Origin of the sequence: Saccharopolyspora pogona (assembly GCF_014697215.1) — a bacterium.
Classification (GTDB): domain Bacteria; phylum Actinomycetota; class Actinomycetes; order Mycobacteriales; family Pseudonocardiaceae; genus Saccharopolyspora; species Saccharopolyspora hattusasensis.
The window spans coordinates 7,702,702-7,721,002 of record NZ_CP031142.1; the positions used below are offsets into that span (position 1 = coordinate 7,702,702).

19 protein-coding genes, 1 tRNA gene and 2 pseudogenes are annotated in these 18,301 nt (G+C 66.4%); 10 read left to right on the plus strand and 12 right to left on the minus strand.

All coding sequences use genetic code 11. The features are described from left to right. Positions 1-365: 365 nt before the first annotated feature. Positions 366-1,016 (plus strand): annotated as a pseudogene (locus DL519_RS36315) (S1C family serine protease); the annotation flags it as partial. Positions 1,017-1,061: 45 nt separating this feature from the next. Beyond that, complete coding sequence (locus tag DL519_RS36320) at positions 1,062-1,424, plus strand: PDZ domain-containing protein (protein WP_223840426.1); 363 nt, start codon at positions 1,062-1,064, stop codon at positions 1,422-1,424. A 204-nt stretch (positions 1,425-1,628) separates the two neighbouring features. On the opposite strand, the gene DL519_RS36325 is transcribed toward DL519_RS36320, so the two are convergent. The 5 genes from DL519_RS36325 to DL519_RS36345 form a co-directional block, all read right to left on the minus strand. Beyond that, a complete protein-coding gene (locus DL519_RS36325; protein ID WP_190821575.1) occupies positions 1,629-2,234 on the minus strand; it encodes a GTP-binding protein in 606 nt (201 codons plus the stop codon). A 75-nt stretch (positions 2,235-2,309) separates the two neighbouring features. Further along, complete coding sequence (locus DL519_RS36330; protein WP_223839968.1) at positions 2,310-2,909, minus strand: DUF742 domain-containing protein; 600 nt, start codon at positions 2,907-2,909, stop codon at positions 2,310-2,312. 7 nt (positions 2,910-2,916) lie between these two features. After that, positions 2,917-3,357, minus strand: a complete 441-nt coding sequence (locus tag DL519_RS36335) for a roadblock/LC7 domain-containing protein (RefSeq protein WP_168585148.1) — start codon at positions 3,355-3,357, stop codon at positions 2,917-2,919. A 42-nt stretch (positions 3,358-3,399) separates the two neighbouring features. Further along, positions 3,400-6,369 carry a sensor histidine kinase gene (locus tag DL519_RS36340; RefSeq protein WP_190821579.1) on the minus strand — a complete coding sequence of 990 codons (2,970 nt, stop codon included), beginning with the start codon at positions 6,367-6,369 and terminating at the stop codon, positions 3,400-3,402. A gap of 243 nt (positions 6,370-6,612) precedes the next feature. Further along, the gene (locus DL519_RS36345) at positions 6,613-6,951 is read right to left on the minus strand and encodes a hypothetical protein (RefSeq protein WP_190821581.1); all 339 of its coding nucleotides are present in this window, start codon (positions 6,949-6,951) and stop codon (positions 6,613-6,615) included. Positions 6,952-7,209: 258 nt separating this feature from the next. Between DL519_RS36345 and DL519_RS36350 the strand changes: the two genes are divergently transcribed. Both DL519_RS36350 and DL519_RS36355 read left to right on the plus strand, forming a co-directional pair. Beyond that, complete coding sequence (locus DL519_RS36350) at positions 7,210-7,632, plus strand: DUF485 domain-containing protein (RefSeq protein ID WP_223839969.1); 423 nt, start codon at positions 7,210-7,212, stop codon at positions 7,630-7,632. Beyond that, positions 7,629-9,197, plus strand: coding sequence for a solute symporter family protein (locus DL519_RS36355; RefSeq protein WP_190821585.1), 1,569 nt, complete (start codon positions 7,629-7,631; stop codon positions 9,195-9,197). The genes DL519_RS36350 and DL519_RS36355 overlap by 4 nt, the downstream gene beginning before the upstream one ends. 75 nt (positions 9,198-9,272) lie before the next feature. Here DL519_RS36355 and DL519_RS36360 read toward each other — a convergent pair whose 3' ends face one another. The 3 genes from DL519_RS36360 to DL519_RS36365 all read right to left on the minus strand — a co-directional run bounded on the left by DL519_RS36360 (position 9,273) and on the right by DL519_RS36365 (position 10,952). Next, the gene (locus tag DL519_RS36360; protein ID WP_223839970.1) at positions 9,273-9,734 is read right to left on the minus strand and encodes a lytic polysaccharide monooxygenase; all 462 of its coding nucleotides are present in this window, start codon (positions 9,732-9,734) and stop codon (positions 9,273-9,275) included. After that, the gene (locus DL519_RS47730; RefSeq protein WP_223839971.1) at positions 9,700-9,921 is read right to left on the minus strand and encodes a lytic polysaccharide monooxygenase; all 222 of its coding nucleotides are present in this window, start codon (positions 9,919-9,921) and stop codon (positions 9,700-9,702) included. The genes DL519_RS36360 and DL519_RS47730 overlap by 35 nt, the downstream gene beginning before the upstream one ends. A 479-nt stretch (positions 9,922-10,400) precedes the next feature. Continuing rightward, positions 10,401-10,952, minus strand: coding sequence for a GNAT family N-acetyltransferase (locus DL519_RS36365; protein ID WP_190821587.1), 552 nt, complete (start codon positions 10,950-10,952; stop codon positions 10,401-10,403). Positions 10,953-11,313: 361 nt separating this feature from the next. Here DL519_RS36365 and DL519_RS47735 point away from each other — a divergent pair. The 3 genes and pseudogenes from DL519_RS47735 to DL519_RS36375 all read left to right on the plus strand — a co-directional run. Continuing rightward, positions 11,314-12,179 (plus strand): annotated as a pseudogene (locus DL519_RS47735) (flagellar biosynthesis protein FlgA); the annotation flags it as partial. Between the two features lie 192 nt (positions 12,180-12,371). Further along, positions 12,372-12,566 carry a hypothetical protein gene (locus tag DL519_RS50525; RefSeq protein ID WP_397545089.1) on the plus strand — a complete coding sequence of 65 codons (195 nt, stop codon included), beginning with the start codon at positions 12,372-12,374 and terminating at the stop codon, positions 12,564-12,566. A 73-nt stretch (positions 12,567-12,639) separates the two neighbouring features. Then, entirely contained in the window at positions 12,640-13,395 is a 756-nt protein-coding gene (locus DL519_RS36375) for a FadR/GntR family transcriptional regulator (RefSeq protein WP_190821589.1), read from the plus strand. A gap of 235 nt (positions 13,396-13,630) precedes the next feature. Here the strand turns inward: DL519_RS36375 and DL519_RS36380 are convergent, their stop codons facing one another. Then, positions 13,631-14,188, minus strand: a complete 558-nt coding sequence (locus DL519_RS36380; protein ID WP_190821591.1) for a MarR family winged helix-turn-helix transcriptional regulator — start codon at positions 14,186-14,188, stop codon at positions 13,631-13,633. Between the two features lie 56 nt (positions 14,189-14,244). Between DL519_RS36380 and DL519_RS36385 the strand changes: the two genes are divergently transcribed. Together DL519_RS36385 and DL519_RS36390 are read left to right on the plus strand one after the other, a co-directional pair. Beyond that, a complete protein-coding gene (locus DL519_RS36385) occupies positions 14,245-14,967 on the plus strand; it encodes an SDR family NAD(P)-dependent oxidoreductase (protein WP_190821593.1) in 723 nt (240 codons plus the stop codon). A 17-nt stretch (positions 14,968-14,984) separates the two neighbouring features. Beyond that, entirely contained in the window at positions 14,985-15,317 is a 333-nt protein-coding gene (locus DL519_RS36390; protein WP_190821595.1) for a hypothetical protein, read from the plus strand. A gap of 45 nt (positions 15,318-15,362) precedes the next feature. Here DL519_RS36390 and DL519_RS36395 read toward each other — a convergent pair. After that, positions 15,363-15,435, minus strand: a tRNA-Arg gene (locus DL519_RS36395). Positions 15,436-15,676: 241 nt separating this feature from the next. On the opposite strand from DL519_RS36395, the gene DL519_RS36400 reads away from it, so the two are divergent. Next, on the plus strand, positions 15,677-16,594 hold the full coding sequence (locus DL519_RS36400) for a cation diffusion facilitator family transporter (protein ID WP_190821596.1): 918 nt from the start codon (positions 15,677-15,679) through the stop codon (positions 16,592-16,594). A 39-nt stretch (positions 16,595-16,633) separates the two neighbouring features. Here the strand turns inward: DL519_RS36400 and DL519_RS36405 are convergent, their stop codons facing one another. After that, on the minus strand, positions 16,634-17,305 hold the full coding sequence (locus DL519_RS36405) for a DUF305 domain-containing protein (protein WP_190821598.1): 672 nt from the start codon (positions 17,303-17,305) through the stop codon (positions 16,634-16,636). Positions 17,306-17,308: 3 nt separating this feature from the next. Beyond that, positions 17,309-18,094: a DUF3105 domain-containing protein gene (locus DL519_RS36410; RefSeq protein WP_190821600.1), complete on the minus strand. Its 786-nt coding sequence runs from the start codon at positions 18,092-18,094 to the stop codon at positions 17,309-17,311. Between the last annotated feature and the right edge of the window lie 207 nt (positions 18,095-18,301).

Below are 18,301 nucleotides of genomic sequence, written 5' to 3' on the forward strand. Positions count from 1 at the left end.
TTCCTGCCATCCGATGAAAGGAAGGTTCCCATGCTCCTAGCCGTTCGGTGCCCGGCCAACGGGTTGGTTTCCGACGAAGTCAACAGCTGGCACAAAGGTAGTTCTCAGATTTGCGCGGCACTGTTGGTGCCATGACAGCAGCTGGTTCCGGCGGAGCGCCGGAGTACAGAGATGGCATGCAGCACACACCGGGGCAGGAAACCGCTCCTACCGAATCATTCGGCCCTGCAGCCGGACCGCTGCCGGGCACCTCGAGTACCTACCCGGCCAATCCCGGGACCGCGGAGCCCCGACGTTGGAAAGGCGTGGTCGTGGCTGCGCTGATCGCCGGAGTGATCGGGGGAGGTATCGGGGTCGGTGGCGGAATGATCATCAATGATGGTGGTGGCTCCAGCCCCGTGCTTTCGCAGCATGACCCTGTTACCGGCACCCAGATCAACGCTCAGACCGGCACCGTGCAGTACGCGGCTGGTAAAGCATCGTCGAGCACGGTCGACATCACTGTTCGCGGCAGCCGAAGCGGTTCGGAAGGAACCGGCGTGGTGTTGACCCCGGACGGATACGTGCTGACCAACAACCACGTGATCGGTTCTGGTGGCGAGATCACCGTGACCCTGCCCGACGGGACGACGAGAAGCGCAAACGTCGTTGGCACCTCGCCCTCATACGACCTGGCGGTTATCAAGCTCAACGGGGCGAGTGGGCTCACCCCAGTGGAACTCGGCAAGTCCTCAGAGCTGACGGTTGGGCAGCCCGTCGTCGCCATCGGCTCGCCACTGGGGCTAGAGGGAACGGTTACCTCGGGGATCGTCAGCGCGCTGAACCGAACCGTCGAAGTACAGGGGTAGGACGGCCAGCCCGTCATCTACAACGGCATCCAGACTGATGCGTCGATCAACTCGGGCAACTCGGGCGGCCCACTGGTGAACGTGGACGGCCAGGTGATCGGCATCAACACCAGCATCGTTTCCAACAGCAGCTCCTCGGGAAACATCGGACTGGGGTTCGCGATCCCGATCGACACGGCGAGCCGCATCGCGAACGAACTAATCAGCGGTGGCGTGGCGTCAAAGCCCCAACTCGGTGTCACCGGAACCAACAGCCAGTCGGGAGCAGAGACCATCAACTCGGTCGTGCCCGGTTCCGCCGCAGACCGTGCAGGCCTCAAGGCAGGGGAGACGATCGTCAAGGTCGACAACCGGGCGGTCAGCAGCTTCTCGGACCTGGTTGCCCAGGTCAGCGCCCACGCGCCTGGCTCGAAGGTCACCCTCACCGTCGTGGACTCCGCGGGCGGCAACCAACGGCCCGTTGATGTCACCTTGGGCAGCGAACAGGACAAGGCCGCTGAAACAGCCGACGACGCACGGTTCCAGCAGCAAAGCCCATTCACGTGGCCGAACGGCCAGCTACCAGGTGACAGGTAGGAGTGCGGTAGGGGACTTTTCCTGCCTGGGGAGCCTGTTGCGTTTTCGGCGAAAACGGCTGAACCGAAGTACCAAATCAGTCTCGATCGCCGCCGTTTGTCCGCCAGTGGCCATCTCAGCCGTGATCGATCGATCACGGTCCGTGGTGGGCGTAATTTTGCAACAGGCTCTGGGATGACCGTAAGGTTCCCTTGCTTCACCCGACTAGGCGGTGCGGCGCAGCCACCAGTGCATGGCGTACTCGACCAGCCGGATCAGTGCTTGCTTGGTGGATTCGCGGTTTCGGGCGTCGCAGGTGACGATCGGGACGTCGGCTGGAATCGCGATGGCTTCCCGGACCTCTTCGACGCGGTGGAGCAGGGTTCCGTCGAAGCAGTTGAGCCCTACGATGTAGGGCAGTCGGCGGTCTTCGAAGAAGTCGATGGCTGAGAAGCAGTCCGCAAGGCGCCGGGTGTCGACGAGCACCACGGCGCCGATCGCGCCCCGGACCAAGTCGTCCCACATGAACCAGAAGCGCTGCTGGCCGGGGGTTCCGAAAAGGTAGAGGATCAGATCGGAATCCAGCGACAACCTGCCGAAGTCCATGGCCACCGTCGTGGTGTTCTTGTTCGGGGTGGCGTGCAGGTCGTCGATGCCTTTGCTGGCTTCGGTCATGACGGCCTCAGTGGTCAGCGGAACGATCTCCGACACGGAACCGACGAATGTGGTTTTGCCGACTCCGAAGCCACCCGCGACGACGATCTTCGCCGAGATTGCGGTCGTGGACCGACCACCGGTTTGCGCGGGACGGGATCGCGTTTCAGGTGTCATGTCTGCCAACCTCAGGTATCGAGTCGAGCGGGCGTCTGCGGTTCGCGAGCTGCTCCATGAGATCCGCTCGGACGTTCAGAGCCGGCGAAGCCCACTAAGAACCCTTCCCATCAACAGCAAGTGCCGTTTGCTGCCGTTTTCGCTCACTGTTCGGTGCACCGTGATCAGGCCGAGGTCGGCCATGTCGCCGAGCAGGACCTTCGCCACGCCGAGCGGAACGTTGAGCAGCGCAGCGATTTCCGCCACCGAACGCGGATGCTGGCACAGCTCGGCGACCGAGTGGTGTTCGAGCCTTTGTAGCCTCCCCGGTGGACCCGATTCGCTGGTGGACACCAGGGTTTCCAGCTCCAGCCGGTGATTCGACCGGGTGCGCCCACCCGTCCAGGTGTATGGCCGGATGTAGGTGGCTGCAGCTTCGGACTCCTGGCGGTTCGCTTGCTCACGAGTCGCGGCCAGGGCCGGGGGGTCGACCGGTTCGGACGACGGCCAGGGCGGCTCCGGCGTCGGCGGTGCCGATTCCTGCGGTTCGGGCTCGTCGCGAGCCCGTTTGCGGCGACGCCCGCGGCGGCCGCTGTCGAGGGTGAACCGGTTGAAGACCTCGGCCATGGCGTCAGCTTCGGGTGACTCTCGGTCATCCCAGCGGTGTCGCCCGGACGAGTCCGGACCTGTGCTCATGCCGTCCTCACACCGACTGGCCGGTCATCACCCGATTCGTTCCCTGCAGTTGGGAGCGCAGTTCGGGGGTCAGGATCTGGCCGACTCGTTCCACCAGCAAAGCCATTTCGTAGGCGATCAGGCCCATGTCGCAGTGCGGCGCGGCCAGCACCGTCAGGCACGAGCCGTCGCTGATCGCCATCTGCAGCATGAGGCCGCGTTCCATTTCAACCACGGTTTCGTTCACGGCCCCGGCTTCGAAGCATCGCGCCGCGCCTTGGGTGAGGCTGAGCAGCCCTGAAGCGACCGCCGCGAGTTGGTCGGCCCGGTCGGTGGGCAGTCTCGCGGATGCCGTCAGCAGCAGCCCGTCTGCTGAGACGACCACGGCGTGCGCCACGCCTGGAACTCTCTCGGTGAAGTCCGTGACCAGCCAGCCGAATTGGTTCGGTTGGGAGTTTTGGGCGTTCATCGGCCCTCCTGTCCTCTCCACTGATTCGGGTTGTCACCGGCGTTAGTCGGCTGAGCGCGCGTCGCGGAGGCTGTGCTTGCCTTCGCGGACTCCGCGTTGGAAACTGGCCAGCCGCCCACGCATCAGGTCCGCATCGCGGCGCGGCGTCACAGCTGGATCGGTAGCCGTTCCCGGCACCAGTTGGGCTCTTGGGGTTCGCCGGGGCAGCCCGGCAGTGGTGTAGTCGACGGATTCTTGGTCGATGAGCGGCTCGGGTGCTGCGGCGGGGCCATTGTTGGTGCTCGGCTCTGGGACCGCCTGCGGCGACGCCCCTGCCGGTGCGGTGCCGTTGTGAGGGGCCGACTGCTGCCTGTGGCGGCCACGCCGAACGCCGGCCTGGAAGCTCGCCAACCGGCCGCGGGCAACATGCGGATCGCGGGGCGGCCGTGCCCGTTCGCTGTGATCGGCTCCGGCGCTCCCGGCCACCAGGTTCGCTCGCGGGACCCGCAGAGGAAGACCCGCAGTGGTGTAGTCGGCGGGTTCTGCGGCCGCAACCTTCTCTGCCCGCTGTCGAGCTTCGTCGTTCGCGAAGGTCCACACGCTCTGGCCGCCGTGACCGTTACGCGTGGGCTGGGAGGAAGGGAACCTTCCTGTCATTGGTGGCAGGAAGGTTCCCATCCTCCCAGCATCTGCTGGTGGGGGAGCGGGCCATTGGATGGCGGGGCGGGTGGCGGTGTGGGAGGCCTGCGACGGCACCTGGAACCACGCGGAGGCGAGGTTGTTGAAGATCGGTGCCGGGGCCGTCTCGTCGTTATGCTGTTCGGGGATCTGCGCGGGCGCTCGGGCGATCTCCTGGGTGTTGGACAGTTCGCCTGGCGGCACGGGCGGAGCCCCGTTGGCAGGGGAACGGAACAGGTGGATTCCATTGCGCACGAGGTGGCGCTGGCTGGACGCGTCGTGTTCGGCCGCCTCCCAGTCGAACTCCTCGACCAGCGTGTCAGCGGTGCGGTCGTTGGGCACGATGCCGTTGGCCGCGACCGGCAGTGCCGGGCCCGCCACATCCACCAGCAGTTCGGGGCCGAGGCTGACCGCGACGTGCACCCCGACCGCCTCGGGTCCGGGGCGCAGTTCGGCCCGGATTCCGTGGCGGCTGGCGAGCCGGCCGACGACGAACAGGCCCATGCGCCGGGACGTCGACAGCTTGATCTCTTCGTCGGTGGCCAGCCGCTGGTTGACGGCGGTCAGCTCGTCCGGGGACATGCCAATGCCGCGGTCGACGATGCAGACTTCCAGCGATCCGTCGCCGCGCCGATGTCCGGAAACCGTGACCTGGGTTTCCGGGGCTGAGAAGTTCGCCGCGTTGTCGAGGAGTTCGGCCAGCAGCCGCACCAGGTCGCTGGCAGCGTATCCGACGATCTTGACGTCCGGCAGCGGCTGGACGATCACCCGCGGGTAGTGCTCGATCTCCGACACCGCGGCCCGGATCAGATCCGCGGGCGACGTCGGCTGCGAGAACCGCCGCGCCGGGTCAGCCCCGGAAAGCACCATGAGGTTCTCGTTGTTGCGGCGCATCCGGGTGGCCAGGTGGTCCAGCTGGAACAGCGTCGCCAACTGGTCGGGGTCTTCCTCGTCGCGTTCGAGATGCTCGAACAGCCGGAGCTGCCGTTCCAGCAGGCTCTGGCTGCGTCGCGACACGTTGACGAACGAATCGCTGTAGCTGCGGCGGAGTTCGGCCTGCTCGGTGGCGAGGTTGACGGCTTGGGTGTGCACGTCGTCAAAGGCCCTCGCCACTTCGCCGATCTCGTCAGTGCTTTCAACCGGCACCTGGTCGACGGGGGATCGGCTGGCGTGACCGGCGCGGATGTCGGCGACAGCTTGCGGCAGCTGGTGGTTCGCCGTGTCCAGCGCGGTGCGCCGCAGGATATCGAGGGAGCCGAGCAGGTGCCTGGCGACCACCACGACGATCGCGCCCGCGATCAGCAGCGCCGACAGCAGGATCACCGACTCCAGCCCGGCCATGTTGCTGGAGGTGTCCTGCAAGGCGAACGCGGTGTCGTGCAGCTGCTGGTCAAGGTGCGTTTGGAGCGTGTCGAGCGCTTCAAGCGCCGTCCGGGACTGGTCCTTCCACGCCGAGGGCGATATCAGCTGCGTGGAGATCCGCGACTTGCTGTTGTCGCGTTCGACCATCGCCAGCTGCACCGACGTTTCCCGCGCCGGCACCTCCGGCTTGGCGTAGAGCTGGTCGTAGCGCATCCGCTGTGGCGGCGTGGCGGACGCGCGGAATTCCTTGACGGCGGAGGTGCGGCGGGATTCGCTGGCCGCGAGCCGAGCCAGGTTGTCGGTGGTGAAGTCGCCGCGGGTCAGCCCCACGAGTACCAGAGCCTGCTGGAGCTGCATCTCCTCGCTGATCTGCGCCAGCTCGTGCGCGCTGATGGCGGTGGACACCAGTTGGGACGACGAGATCTGGCTGGTCAGCGTGCGGTCGAGCGCAAGCAGCACCCCGACGAACTCGGTGTAGGTGTTGATCACCACCCCGGGGTCCGGGTGGCCGCCCAGCACCTGCTGGCGGATCGGAGCGAGTCCGGTGAGCTGCCGGTCGGTGTCCTGCCGGGCGAACCGGACCGCATCGCTGTCCGGGACGGCCCGCAGTCGCTGGTGGATCTCGTCCAGGGCCCGGTCAGTCGCGGTGTAGCGTTCCTGCACTTCCGGCGCGGAAACCGGCCCGCGCACCAGGAATTCCGCGGCCTTGCTGCGTTCCTGCTGCAGTTGGCCAACTGCCGCGCGCACGACGTTGCCGGCCGCGACCACCCGGTCCAGCTTGGCGTATTGGTCGGCCTGGTTGATCTGGCTGAGGATCTGCAGCACGCCGAGCACCAGTGCGAAGATCACCGGAACGAGTACGACGGCGGTGATCTTGACCGGTAGTTTCCAGTTGCGCCAATTGGTGATCCACCCGGTGAGCATTTGTGTGGTGCGCGACCACGTGGACGCCCGGGTTGCGTTCGCGGCCGGGTTTTCGAGTCCGCTGCTCACGACGCAGTCCTTTCCCGCACGGTCGAAGTCTGCACCGACCGCGCGTTCGTGTGGTGGGCAGCCTGGGCCCGTCTGTGGTGTGCGCGGCAGGTCTTGGTGGCTGGTGGTGCTGCTCGCGGCCGGGTTTTCGCCGGTGGCCGGTGCGGTCGTCGACACCGGAGTCCGGAGCCTGCGATCGATGTCAGGGATGATCGCGGCCGCACCGGATTCTTCGTCGCCGAGTGTCGGTGGCAGAACACTACCTCAACGAAATGATCTCCTCCGGTTCTCGGATTTGGTTTGCTGACCAGCGAATTCGTCGCCGGTGGAGATTATTCTTGCCGGGGCGGTGACGGATGGGGAAAGTCGTGAACACTGATCGTGGTCGTCGTGGCAATGTCTGGATGCGCTTTTGTCGCTCGATAGGTAGATGTTGGAGCTACGAATGATTTTTTCGGTCAGAGGGCTGGGGGAAGTTCCGCCCGGGTTCCCGGCGAGTCCGCTGGCTGCCTTGTTGACCAGCTGAAACTGGCTGCCCGCCAAGGTTTTTCGGGTGCGAGTAAGTAGGCATGATGGTGCTTCGGCGCTGATCAGGAACATCACGTTGACCACATACTGTGATCGACGAATTCATCAATGTGTGTGCTGTGTTGTTGTAAAAGGCTGCGTGGGCCGGTTCGCTGACTAGACTTCCGGGCTGGTTGGCAGTGCAGGCAGCGCGGTTCACCGACACCTCGGATTCGCGAACCACTCGATATCGCCGGATCGAAGCGGACCCAGGTGATCGGCCACGGAGCGCGGGGGAGCTCCGAAGCATCGGCCGAAAGCACGTCGATGCAGTTCTACTGCTTGGAAGGACGCATGCCCAACGCAACTCAGCCCCCGCCGCCGCGCACCCCCAGCGGCGGGCCCGCAGCGTCCGCCACCTTCGGTAAGATCGACAAGCCCGCGCCGCGAGCTCATCGACCGCCGGCACCGGACTACGAGCGCATCGCGCGGAGCCCCGAATTCGTCGACCTGCGCGCCAGGCTGCGCCGCTTCGCCTTCCCGATGACCGCGGTATTCCTCATCTGGTACCTCGGATACGTCATCATCGCCGCCTACCTGCCGGAATTCATGAGCATTCGGCTCGTCGGCGAGGTCAACATCGCCCTCGTCATGGGGGTCGGCCAGTTCGCGACCACGATCCTGATCACTGCCCTCTACCTCCGGTACGCGGCTCGCCAGATCGATCCGCGGGTGCAGGCGCTCAACCAGGACGCGGTCGGGGAGGACCCTCGATGATCGACACCAACCCGGTGCTCAACATGAGCATCTTCGGGGTGTTCGTGCTGATCACGCTCTACATGGTCTACCGCGTGAGCAGCACCGGCACCGCGACCGACTACTTCGCCGCCGGTGGCCGGTTCACCGGTGCGCAGAACGGCATCGCCCTGTCCGGGGACTTCCTGTCGGCGGCGTCGTTCCTCGGAATCGCCGGGGCTATCGCGGTGCACGGCTACGACGGCTTCCTCTACTCGATCGGCTTCCTAGTCGGCTGGCTGATCAACCTGCTGCTGGTCGCCGAACTCCTGCGCAACACCGGGCGCTTCACGATGGGTGACGTGCTTAGCTTCCGGATGCGGCAGCGTCCGGTCCGTGCGGCCGCCGCAGTGTCCACATTGGTAATTTCGTTCGTCTACATGATCGCCCAGATGGCTGGCGCGGGCAGCCTGGTGGCGCTGCTGCTCGACGTGCACAGTTCCGGCGGCCAGGCGCTGGTCATCGGCGGCGTCGGTGTGGTCATGGTCGTCTACGTGCTGGTGGGCGGCATGAAGGGAACCACCTGGGTGCAGATCATCAAGACAGGCATCCTCATGCTGTGCGCGGTCATGATGACCTTGTTCCTGATGGGCAAGTTCGGGTTCAGCATCACCTCGCTGCTGCAGCACGCGGCGGAGCAGAACTCGTTGGGGGACCGGATCTTCTCGCCCGGCGCGAAGTACGGGCAGAGCGACGTGACCAAACTGGACTTCGTGTCGCTGTCGCTGGCGTTGGTCCTGGGCGTCGCTGGGCTGCCGCATGTGCTGATGCGGTTCTACACAGTGCCCGATGCGCTGCAGGCACGGCGCTCCGTGGTTTGGGCGACCTGCACGATGGCCGTGTTCTACCTGTGCACCCTGGTGATCAGGTACGGGGCGGGGGCGGTCAACGGCACGGAGGCGATCCTCGCGGCCCCCGGCGGCGAGAACTCTGCCGCGCCGCTGCTGGCCTTCCGCGTCGGGGGCACGGTGCTGCTGGGGATCGTGGCCGCGATCGCATTCGCGACGATCCTCGCCGTCGTCGCCGGGCTGACGCTGACCGCGTCCGCATCTTTCGCCCACGACGTTTACGCCAACGTCGTCAAGCACGGCAAAGCGGATCCGGACTCGGAGGTTCGTGTGGCGCGGTTGACCGCGCTCTTTATCGGTGCCGCATCGATCCTCGGCGGGATCCTCGTCAACGGGCAGAACATCGCGTTCCTGGTCTCGCTCGCGTTCGCCTTCGCCGCTTCAGCGAATCTGTCGACGCTGCTGTTCTCGCTGTTCTGGCGGCGGTTCAACACCCGCGGCACGCTGTGGGGGATCTACGGCGGGCTGAGCTCGTGCCTGGTGCTGGTCATCTTCTCACCGGTTGTGTCGGGTTCGCCGGACTCGATCCTGCCCGGCGTGGACTTCGCGTGGTTCCCGCTGAGCAACCCCGGGATCGTGTCGATCCCGATCTCGTTTCTGTGCGGCTACGTCGGCACCCTGATCGGCGGCGGCCAGGTGAGCAAGAAGCGAACCGCGGAGATGGAAGTCCGCTCCCTCACCGGCATCGGCTCGTCGTGAGCTGAAGCATGGGAACCTTCCTGCCACCTCTGTGACAGGAAGGTTCCCATGCTCTCCCCAGGGGTGGGCTCGAGGTCAGGCGAACCAGTCCATCACGGGATCCCAGAGGGACGTAGCCGAAGCGGGAGTCGCGGGTCGCGTGGTCTCATGGGTGCCTTGGTCGTGTGAGGCGGCAGGCGTCGAGCCTGCGGGTTGCTGAGCTTCGAGCGCGCCGGTTTGCGCGGTGCCCTGTCGTCCGAAGATCACGTCCGAGCAGTAGTAGAAGGCCTCCGGGCTGTCGGTGCGCTGCCAGATCGTGTAGAGCATGTGCTGGCCGGTCTTGCCTTCGGGGATCTTCGCGGCGACCGAGTAGCCCTCGGAGGTTTCGGGCGGGGTGTCGACGTTGGCAACCTCTTCCAGGTCGCCCCATGCCAGTGGCTTCGACGGATCCCAGCCGTCCTTGGTGATGAACACCTGGAAGCCGCCCATGTGCTTGGCGGAGGCCTTGAATTCGAGGTTGACGTCACCGGTCTGCAGCTGAGTGATCGTCGGCGACAACTCCCTTGCAACCCTTGCAACCCTCGGAATCCGGGCTCTCCGCGCCTTCCAGGAAGCAGATGTAGGCGCGACCGGTCGGCGCCTGCATGTCACCGTGGGCGAAGGCAACCTGCGGGACCAGCAGGGTGCCGACGATGGAAAAGCAGCCGAGAACAGCAGACGCGGCAGCCTTGTGACGCACGTTCACGTCGATTCTCCTCGCTATCCGCCGGTGCCGACATCGGCCGCAGGCGGCGCGCATCGATCACCGGTACGTCGTTTCGGGATGAATCGATGTTGACTCGGCAGGTGATGCGACGTCCATACGCAGAATTCTGCTCTTATGCAGTGGAAACATTGATCGTCTGGTCTGTTTTGGCAGGTAGGGGTCGGCGTGGTGATGGTTGGGAATTATATGTAACGAGGTCTGATCGGGGCTATAGACGGTCCTTAATTGCGAATTGTCGCCGTATGTATGAGGTGTTCGGTGGTGTCGTTACTTTCTCGCGCATTAAATTTCCCTGAACGTGGTGTTCGGCGGCTGTTGCCGGTAGGAAGGCTCCCATGCTGCAGTTGGGCGGCCGCGCGCTCCTTCGCATGGCTATCGTGCCCGTCGAGCGTGGTGACGCTGCCCCGGGTGAAGCATGGGAACCTTCCTGTCACTGGCGCGGTCCGCCTCGGGTGCATTCAGCGCGGGATCGGGATTTCGAAGTGGATGGCCGGGCTGTGCTGGTGATCTCCGCGCGCGTCGTAGATCTCCTTCGCCATCGCGCGCCAGAAGGGTTCGGCTCCTTCGATCGCCGGGTTGGTGTGCAGGTAGATCGCCGAATATCCGTCGGTGTCGGCGACGAAATCGCAAGCCATCGCAACCAGGGCGCGTGCGAGGCCGTGTCGGCGATGCGCTCTGTCGACGTAAACCCGGAACAGCTGGGCGGTCTCGCCGCTCGGGTAGTGGTCGACGATCCATTGTGGATGTGGCGGGCTGCTGGGTCCGTTGGCGCGCACTGCGGTTGTCGCCGCGACCTCGCCGTTGCGGACCGCGACGAACAGGGCGTGCCGGGGGTTTTGGAGGTAAGCGTGCTCGATGCCGATCACGTCCGCGTGCCATGTCGAGTCGTAGCCGTGTCCGAACTCCTTGTAGAAGGTGTCGAGCATGACCTTTCGTGCGCCGTCGACATCGGATGGTTGGGCTGCCCGAAGGGTGTACTCACCGATGCGGTGTTCGAGGTTGTGCTGCATCGCGTCCTCTCTGGGGATTTTGATGGTGCGTGTTCGCTTCGGATGGCAGGAAGGTTCCCTTGCTGCAGAGCCGAGGCGGCTGAAACCGCCCCAGCAATGCAATGATAATCGTTTTCAACAAATTGAGAGAACGGTGGCCCCGCTTCCGAACTGCGCTGTCGCGGTTCGGACGACAGGAAAGTTCCCATGCTGTCGCCCTCTGTGGCGGATTGACGGCGGGGGGATTAGGTTCGACGCCAGTTATGGTCAGACCGTATGGCCAGTAAGGGGTTTGATGAATCTCCACACCTTGTTGGGTGAGCGGGCACGGGATCGGGGACCGGTCAGGGTCGGGGTGCTCGGGGCGGGGAAGTTCGCTTCGATGTACCTCACCCAGGCGTTGAGCACCGAAGGCGTGCACGTCGTCGGTGTCGCAGATCTGGCGCCACAGAGGGCACGTGCAGCGCTGGAGCGCACCGGTTGGCCCGCGGAGTGTTACGCGGCGGCCGACTTCGACGAGGCGTTGCGCAGCGGCGGGACGTATGTCACCGACAGCGCCGATGCGTTGATCGATGCTCCGGGATTGGACGTGGTCCTGGAGATCACCGGCGATCCGGTGGCAGGCACGTATCACGCTGTCCGGGCGATCAATGCCGGTCGGCACGTCGTGATGGTCAACGTCGAGGCCGACTGCATGGTGGGGCCGCTGCTCGCCGAGCGGGCCCGGAAATCCGGGGTCGTCTACTCGATGGCATACGGCGACCAGCCGACGCTGATCTGCGAGCTCGTCGACTGGGCGCGCACGGTCGGCTTCGAGGTGGTGGCCGCGAGCAAGGGCACGAAGTACGTGCTGGAATACCACGCTTCCACCCCGGACACAATGTGGGACCACTACGGCTTCACGCCGGAGCAGCTCGACCGCGGGGACTTCAACCCGAAGACGTTCAACTCGTTCCTGGATGGGACGAAGTCGGCCATCGAGATGGCGGCCGTGGCCAACGGCACCGGGCGGTGCCGCAAGACGAAGGTCTGTTCTTCCCGCCCTGCGGCGTCGACGACCTGGCAACCATGTTCCGGCCTGCAGAGATCGGCGGTCAGCTGACCCGCCGGGGCACCGTCGAGATCGCCTCCAGCCTGCACCGCGACGGCACCGAGGTGGCGCGAGACCTGCGTTGGGGCGGCTACGTCACCTTCGAAGCGCGCACCGACTACGCCGTTCAGTGCTTCGCCGGATACGGTGTGCGCACGGATGAGACCGGACGCTATCGCTCGCTTTACCGGCCGTACCACATGATCGGGCTCGAACTCGGCGTCAGCGTCGCTTCGGCCGCCGTGCGCGGCGAGGCGACCGGATGCCCGACCGGCTTCCGCAGCGACGTGGTCTCGGTCGCCAAACGCGCGCTCAAGGCCGGGGAAATCCTCGACGGGGAGGGCGGCTACATGGTTTACGGCAGGCTCGCCCCGGCTGAGGTGTCGCTGAAATCGGGGGCGTTGCCGATGGGGTTGGCGCGTGGTTTCAAGCTGCGCAACGACGTTCCCGAAGGCGGCGTGCTCGGTTGGGACGACGTCGAAGTGGACGAAACGATGCTGGCACTGCAGTTGCGGCGCGAGCTGGAACGGACAACGCGCGGCTGACGCCGGACAGCGGCGGACGTCGCCCTTAAGGTAGAGCGGTCCTGGGCACCACCGCTGGAGATCGAGGAGAAGCATGAGTTCCGCGAGTCCGAGCTCATGGGAGCCGGTGCGCAAGGTCCGCACTTACGAGCAGGTCATGGCGCAGATCGAGCAGCGCATGCTGGAGGGGCTGCTCGCGCCGGGCGACCGGCTGCCCAGCGAACGTGAACTCTCACAGCTCCTCGGCGTCAGCCGCCCGTCGCTGCGCGAGGCGCTGCGCGTGCTGGAAGCGCTCGGCATTGTCGAAGTTCGGCCCGGCCGCGGCCCCGAAGGCGGGACGGTGTTCGTCGGCCGTCCCGGTGAGGGCTTCGCGATCCTGCTGAAGATGCAGTTGGCGCTCGGGCATTTCAGCGACACCGACGTCCTCCGCACCCGGCTGATGCTGGAGGAGTGGGCGGTCGCCGACGCGGCGCGCAACGCAACCCACGAGGACCACGAGGCGTTGCGCGGCATCCTGGACCAGATGGACGCGCCGGAGCTCACCGCCCGCGACTTCAACCGGCTGGACACCGAATTCCACGTGCGGGTCGCGGAATCCACCGGGAACTCGCTGGCCTCCTACCTGATGAGCTCGCTGCGCACCGTCATCCAACGCCAGATGATCGACGCGTACGAGCAGCTGGCGGACTGGCGCGAGACCGCGAAGGCGGTGCGCGCCGAGCACCGGGAGATCCTGCGGGTCATCGAGGAGCACGACGCGCCGCGGGCCGTCGAACTCGTCCGCGGCCACATCAACGACTTTTACGAACTCGGCTCGTTCTCCGGCGGAGCCGCCGAGAGCGATCAGTGACCGCAAGCCCACCACGTGCCGGAGCGGTTCAGCCCGCGAACTTCGGCGTCACCTGGCGCAGTTCGGCTTCGGAGCTGTTGGGCAGCGATTCGCCTTCTGCGGGCGGGGTGGAGCATGGGAACCTTCCTGTCACCTAACGTGATCCCCGGCAAGTGGAACCTGTTCGGCACCCCGCCCCAACCTGGAAGCTGAACCGGCGGAGCAGGACCCCGAAAGAGTCCGAAGTGGACGATGCTCACCCCGCCGGTTCGTCCCGGGGCGGTTCGACGAGCGATTGTTCGAGCTTGGCGAGGAATCCGGTGAGGGACGCGCGTTCGGTCGCGCCGAGCGCGCTGATCAGCTGCGATTCGTGTTCGAGCAGCTCGCGCACGGTGGCTTCGATGAGGCGGTGACCGGCGTCGGTCAGCCGGACGGCCACCGCTCGGCGCGATGCCGTCGACGGTGCTCGGGCGACCAGCCCGGCCTGTTCGGCCCGGGCGATGCGCTGGGAGACCGCGCCGGGGGTGACCAGCGTTCGGCGGGTGATCTCGCGGGTGGTGAGTTCGTACGGCGGCCCGGCGCGGCGGATCACGCTGAGCAGGTCCAGCGTGGACGGATCGATCCCGAGCCTGTTCAGGGTGCGCCGCCGGTCGTCGGCGAGGACCTTCGCGATGCGCCAGATCGGGGTGATGACCTCGATGGAATCCGTGTTCACGCCGGGGAGTTCGCGTTGCCAGGCGGTGGCGATGTCCGCCGCCGGCCACGTGGAGGTCGAAGCGAGCGGATAACCCTCGGCGCCTGAACCGTTGGACATCGACAACCCTCCCGCGATATGTTTAGCTCTAAACGTATCAGTTTTGGGGGTCAACAGTGAACCGCATCGTGCTGGTGACCGGAGGCGGCAGTGGAATCGGCAAGGCCGTGGCGGCAAGATTCCGCGCCGACGGGGACACCGTGATCATCACCGGCCGCGACCAGGAACGGCTGGCGGCCGCGGCGGCCGAGCTCGACGTCCGCTCGATCGCCTGCGACGCGGCCGATCCCCGGCAGCTGGCAGGCCTGGCCGCCGAACTTGGGGAACACCTCGACGTGCTGGTCAACATGGCCGGCGGCAACACCGACCTCCAGCGGTCCGGGGAACCGGCGGACCTGGAGCAGGTGAAGGACGCGTGGCGCGCGAACCTGGACGCCAACCTGCTCAGCGCAGTACTCACCACGACGGCCGTGCTCGACAAGCTGCGGCCGGGCGGCACCATCATCAACGTCGGATCCATCGGCGCCGAATACGCCTCGACCTCCTACGGCGCGGCGAAGGCGGCGCTGGCGGCCTGGAACGCCGGCCTGTCCGCGCAGATCGGCCCGAAGGGCCTGACGGCCAACCTGATCGCTCCCGGCTACATCGAGGAAACCGAGTTCTTCCACGGGCAGCTCAGCGAACAACGCCGAACGGCACTGATCGACGCGACCCACAACGGGCGGCCGGGTCGCCCGAGCGACATCGCCGAGACCGCGCAATTCCTGGCATCCGAGGGCGCGAGCCACATCACGGGTCAGACCCTGCACGTGAACGGCGGCGCCCACACCACCCGATGACGGGATGAACCAGCCCCTTGGCGGAGAAGAACCCGCCAGAACCCGCCAAGGGGCTGATCTCTGTGCGCCGGTATGCCTTCCGGTTCCAGGCTGGACATGAGCGGAAGTCAGGAGCGGCGGCGTGCGAAAAGGACCGCTTGCGGACGATTCTCATCCGGGACGAGCAGTATTTGGGCCTCAACCATGAATCCGGCTTCCCGCAGCCAGGTTGCCACCTGGTCCGGCTGGCGGCGCTGGACGTGGCTCCTCATCGGGTGGCCGCCATGGCCCTCCGTCTTCAGCCGCGACTCGTCGCCAGCATGAAACATGAGCTGGACCGCAGGCCGGCCGAAAAGCAGATCCGCCCCTGAGGGCATTCTGCCGACTCAGGGGCGGATCTCGCTGGTACCGCGATGCGCCCTCGACAGGACTCGAACCTGTGACACCTGCCTCCGGAGGGCAGTGCTCTATCCACTGAGCTACGAGGGCTTGTCGCTGCGGACGATCGTTAGCTTAGCGCACCCGGCAGATCCCCTTCGAAGGGGGTCGGATTGCCCCTTCTCGCATTTCACCGCACCTTCGCGGCGGAGTTGGAGTAAGGGAACCTTCCGGTCACCGATGGCAGGAAGGTTCCCTTACTCGTGTCCCGGCGGGTGGGGCCCGAGCCTTGACACGTGCATTCATGCATACTTCACTATGTATCTGAGAGGCAGCGTGAGGAGGACGGTCGATGGGTCAGGGGCACGGGCACGGCTCGGCCGCCGATGCGGTCAGCGCATCCGGTCGTTACCTGCGGCGGTTGGTCGCGTCGTTCGCGATCCTGCTCGCGTTCTTCGTCCTTGAAGCGGTGGTCGGCTTCCTCACCTCATCGCTGGCGCTGCTCTCCGACGCCGGGCACATGCTCACCGACGTGCTCGGGGTCGGCATGGCGCTGGCCGCGATCACCGCGGCGCGGCGACCTGTCGGGGACAAGCGGACCTTCGGCCTCTACCGCATGGAAGTGCTGGCCGCGCTCGCCAACGCCGTGCTGCTGTTCGGCGTCGCCGGCTACATCCTCTACGAGTCCATCGCCCGGTTCCAGGAGCCGCCGGAGGTCGCCGGCCTGCCGATGATGCTGACCGCCGCCGCCGGACTTGTCGCCAACCTGGTGGTGTTCGCGCTGCTGCGGCAGGGCGCCAACGAGAGCCTGAACGTGCGCGGCGCCTACCTCGAAGTGCTCGCGGATACCATCGGTTCCGTCGGCGTGCTGATCGGTGGCGCCGTGACCTGGGCGTTCGGCTGGTACCTGGCCGACCCGATCGTCGCCGTCGCCGTCGGCTTGTTCGTGCTGCCGCGAACCTGGAAGCTCGCCCGGCAGGCGCTGCGGATCCTCGTCCAGCAAGCGCCCGAGGGCGTGGACGTGCCGGAGCTGCGGGCCGATCTCGCCGCGCTGCCATCGGTCACCGAGGTGCACGACCTGCACGTGTGGACCCTCACCTCGGGGATGGAGGTCGCCTCGGCCCACCTCACCACCGGGGCCGACGCCGACCACGGCGGCGTGCTGATCGCGGCGCAGCGCCTCCTGGCCGAGCGTTACCAGATTGACCACGCGACCCTGCAGGTCGAACCCGCGGAATGCGCCAAGCGCTGCCAAGCCCTGACCTGGTGATCGCCGCCCGGCGGTGACAGGAAGGTTCCCATGCTCGCGTCAGCGCAGCGGTTGGGCGCCTCGTTCGGAGAGCATGGAGCGCATCAGGTCGCTCTCGCTGCGCTGCGAGCCGAGCATGTTCTTCGCCAGCTCGCGCACCGCCGGCAGCGCCGCGTGCGTCGCGCCGTAGTCGGCCATCGGGGCGCCGCCTTCGTGGTGGCGCAGCATCAGCTGCAGGAAGTAGACGTCGAACTCCGGGCCGCGCAGTGACTGCAGCCGGGACATCTCCGCGCTGGTGGCCATGCCGGGCATCAGCCCTCCCGAGGACGCCCCGGCCGCCGCGGGGGCGGTGTGGTCGTGGCCACCGTCCGCCGTCATCCACGTCATCAGCGGGCCGACGGCCTGCGCGGGTTGGCCCCACAGGCTGAGCCAGCCCTGCATCCGGCCGATCTGATCGCGCTGGTTGGTTTCGATGTCGAACGCCAGCTGCCGCACGGCGACGTCGGCGGCGCGCTCCCGCGCGAGCGTCGCCATGGTCACCGCCTGCTGGTGGTGCACCGACATGTCCTGCGCGAACCCGACGTCGACCGCTGTCGGCTTCGCTTCGGCGCTGTCGAAGGACGGCACCCGGATCAGCAGACCGAGCGCCGCCCCGAGCAGCAGCAGGGCGACCGCGGCCGCGACGGCCACGAAGATGCGGGCCACGAGCGGCCGCCGCGCCTCAACCGACACCGCTCACTGACCCATCTCGCCGGAAGCCTGGGAGGAGCCGCGGCCGTCCATCGGGACCGCGTCGGGGCCGGGCGGGGTCCCGTCGAACTTCGGCGGGTTGTTCGTGTCGAACGCGCCCGGGTAGGCCTGGCAGGAGCCGCCGATCTCCGGGTATACGCCGTTGTTGTTCAACCGCAGCGCGGTGATGAACTGGTCGATGCGCTGGTCGTCGGCGCGGTCGACCTTGAGCTGGTGGCCCCACGACTGCAGCGAGATCGCGCTGTCCAGACCCGGGTACGGCGACATCATCGTGTAGGGCTTGGCGTCCACGCGGGCCTTGAGCCGTTCCAGGCCGGGCTCGTCGACCTTGTCCGGGTTGTAGGCGATCCACACCGCGCCGTGCTCCAGCGAGTGGACCATGTTCTCTGTGCGCACCGCGTCCGGGTAGACCACGCCGGTGCAGTCGGCCCAGATGCCGTCGTGCGGGCCGCCGAACGGCGGGCTGTGGTCGTAGGCCACCCGCTGCGCGGGGGTGATGTGCATCTGGCCCGGGTAGTTCACGACGGTGACGCCGGGGATCGTCTTGGACGGGTCCGGGTTCTGCGGCGACGGCTTGAACGCCTCGGTTTCCTTCTCCGCCTCGGCCTGGGCCTGCCGGACGGATTCCTGCCCGGACCACCGGGAGTACGCGTAGCCGAAGATCACGGCCGCGAACACCACCACGACGGTGACGCCGGAGATCAGCATCCAGGGGATCGACCGCTGGTGCACCACGGCGCCGCGCACCGCTTTGTTCTTCCTGTTCGCCATGCTGTTCGCAAACCTCGTCTCGACAAGAACCACCGGGGGGGATCCGGCCCGTCAGTGTAGAGATTGCGGGCGCTTCGGGTGGCCGTGCGTCCAATGCTCGCCACCACGTTCTCACATATGAGTGACGATGTGATCACGCGGCGTGGCGTGCCTGGTCTCGCCGTGCCCAACCCGTTGGCTGAGCAGCGAGGACGCATCCTTAGACTG

Coding starts and splice junctions, on each gene's coding strand:
- DL519_RS50525 (WP_397545089.1), top strand. CDS start 12,372: ATGGTTTACGGCAGGCTCGCCCCGGCTGAGGTGTCGCTGAAATCGGGG.
- DL519_RS36380 (WP_190821591.1), bottom strand. CDS start 14,188: ATGTCCAACGGTTCAGGCGCCGAGGGTTATCCGCTCGCTTCGACCTCC.
- DL519_RS36365 (WP_190821587.1), bottom strand. CDS start 10,952: ATGCAGCACAACCTCGAACACCGCATCGGTGAGTACACCCTTCGGGCA.
- DL519_RS36400 (WP_190821596.1), top strand. CDS start 15,677: ATGGGTCAGGGGCACGGGCACGGCTCGGCCGCCGATGCGGTCAGCGCA.
- DL519_RS36330 (WP_223839968.1), bottom strand. CDS start 2,909: ATGAGCACAGGTCCGGACTCGTCCGGGCGACACCGCTGGGATGACCGA.
- DL519_RS36355 (WP_190821585.1), top strand. CDS start 7,629: ATGATCGACACCAACCCGGTGCTCAACATGAGCATCTTCGGGGTGTTC.
- DL519_RS36410 (WP_190821600.1), bottom strand. CDS start 18,094: ATGGCGAACAGGAAGAACAAAGCGGTGCGCGGCGCCGTGGTGCACCAG.
- DL519_RS36325 (WP_190821575.1), bottom strand. CDS start 2,234: ATGACACCTGAAACGCGATCCCGTCCCGCGCAAACCGGTGGTCGGTCC.
- DL519_RS36375 (WP_190821589.1), top strand. CDS start 12,640: ATGAGTTCCGCGAGTCCGAGCTCATGGGAGCCGGTGCGCAAGGTCCGC.
- DL519_RS36350 (WP_223839969.1), top strand. CDS start 7,210: ATGCCCAACGCAACTCAGCCCCCGCCGCCGCGCACCCCCAGCGGCGGG.
- DL519_RS36335 (WP_168585148.1), bottom strand. CDS start 3,357: ATGAACGCCCAAAACTCCCAACCGAACCAATTCGGCTGGCTGGTCACG.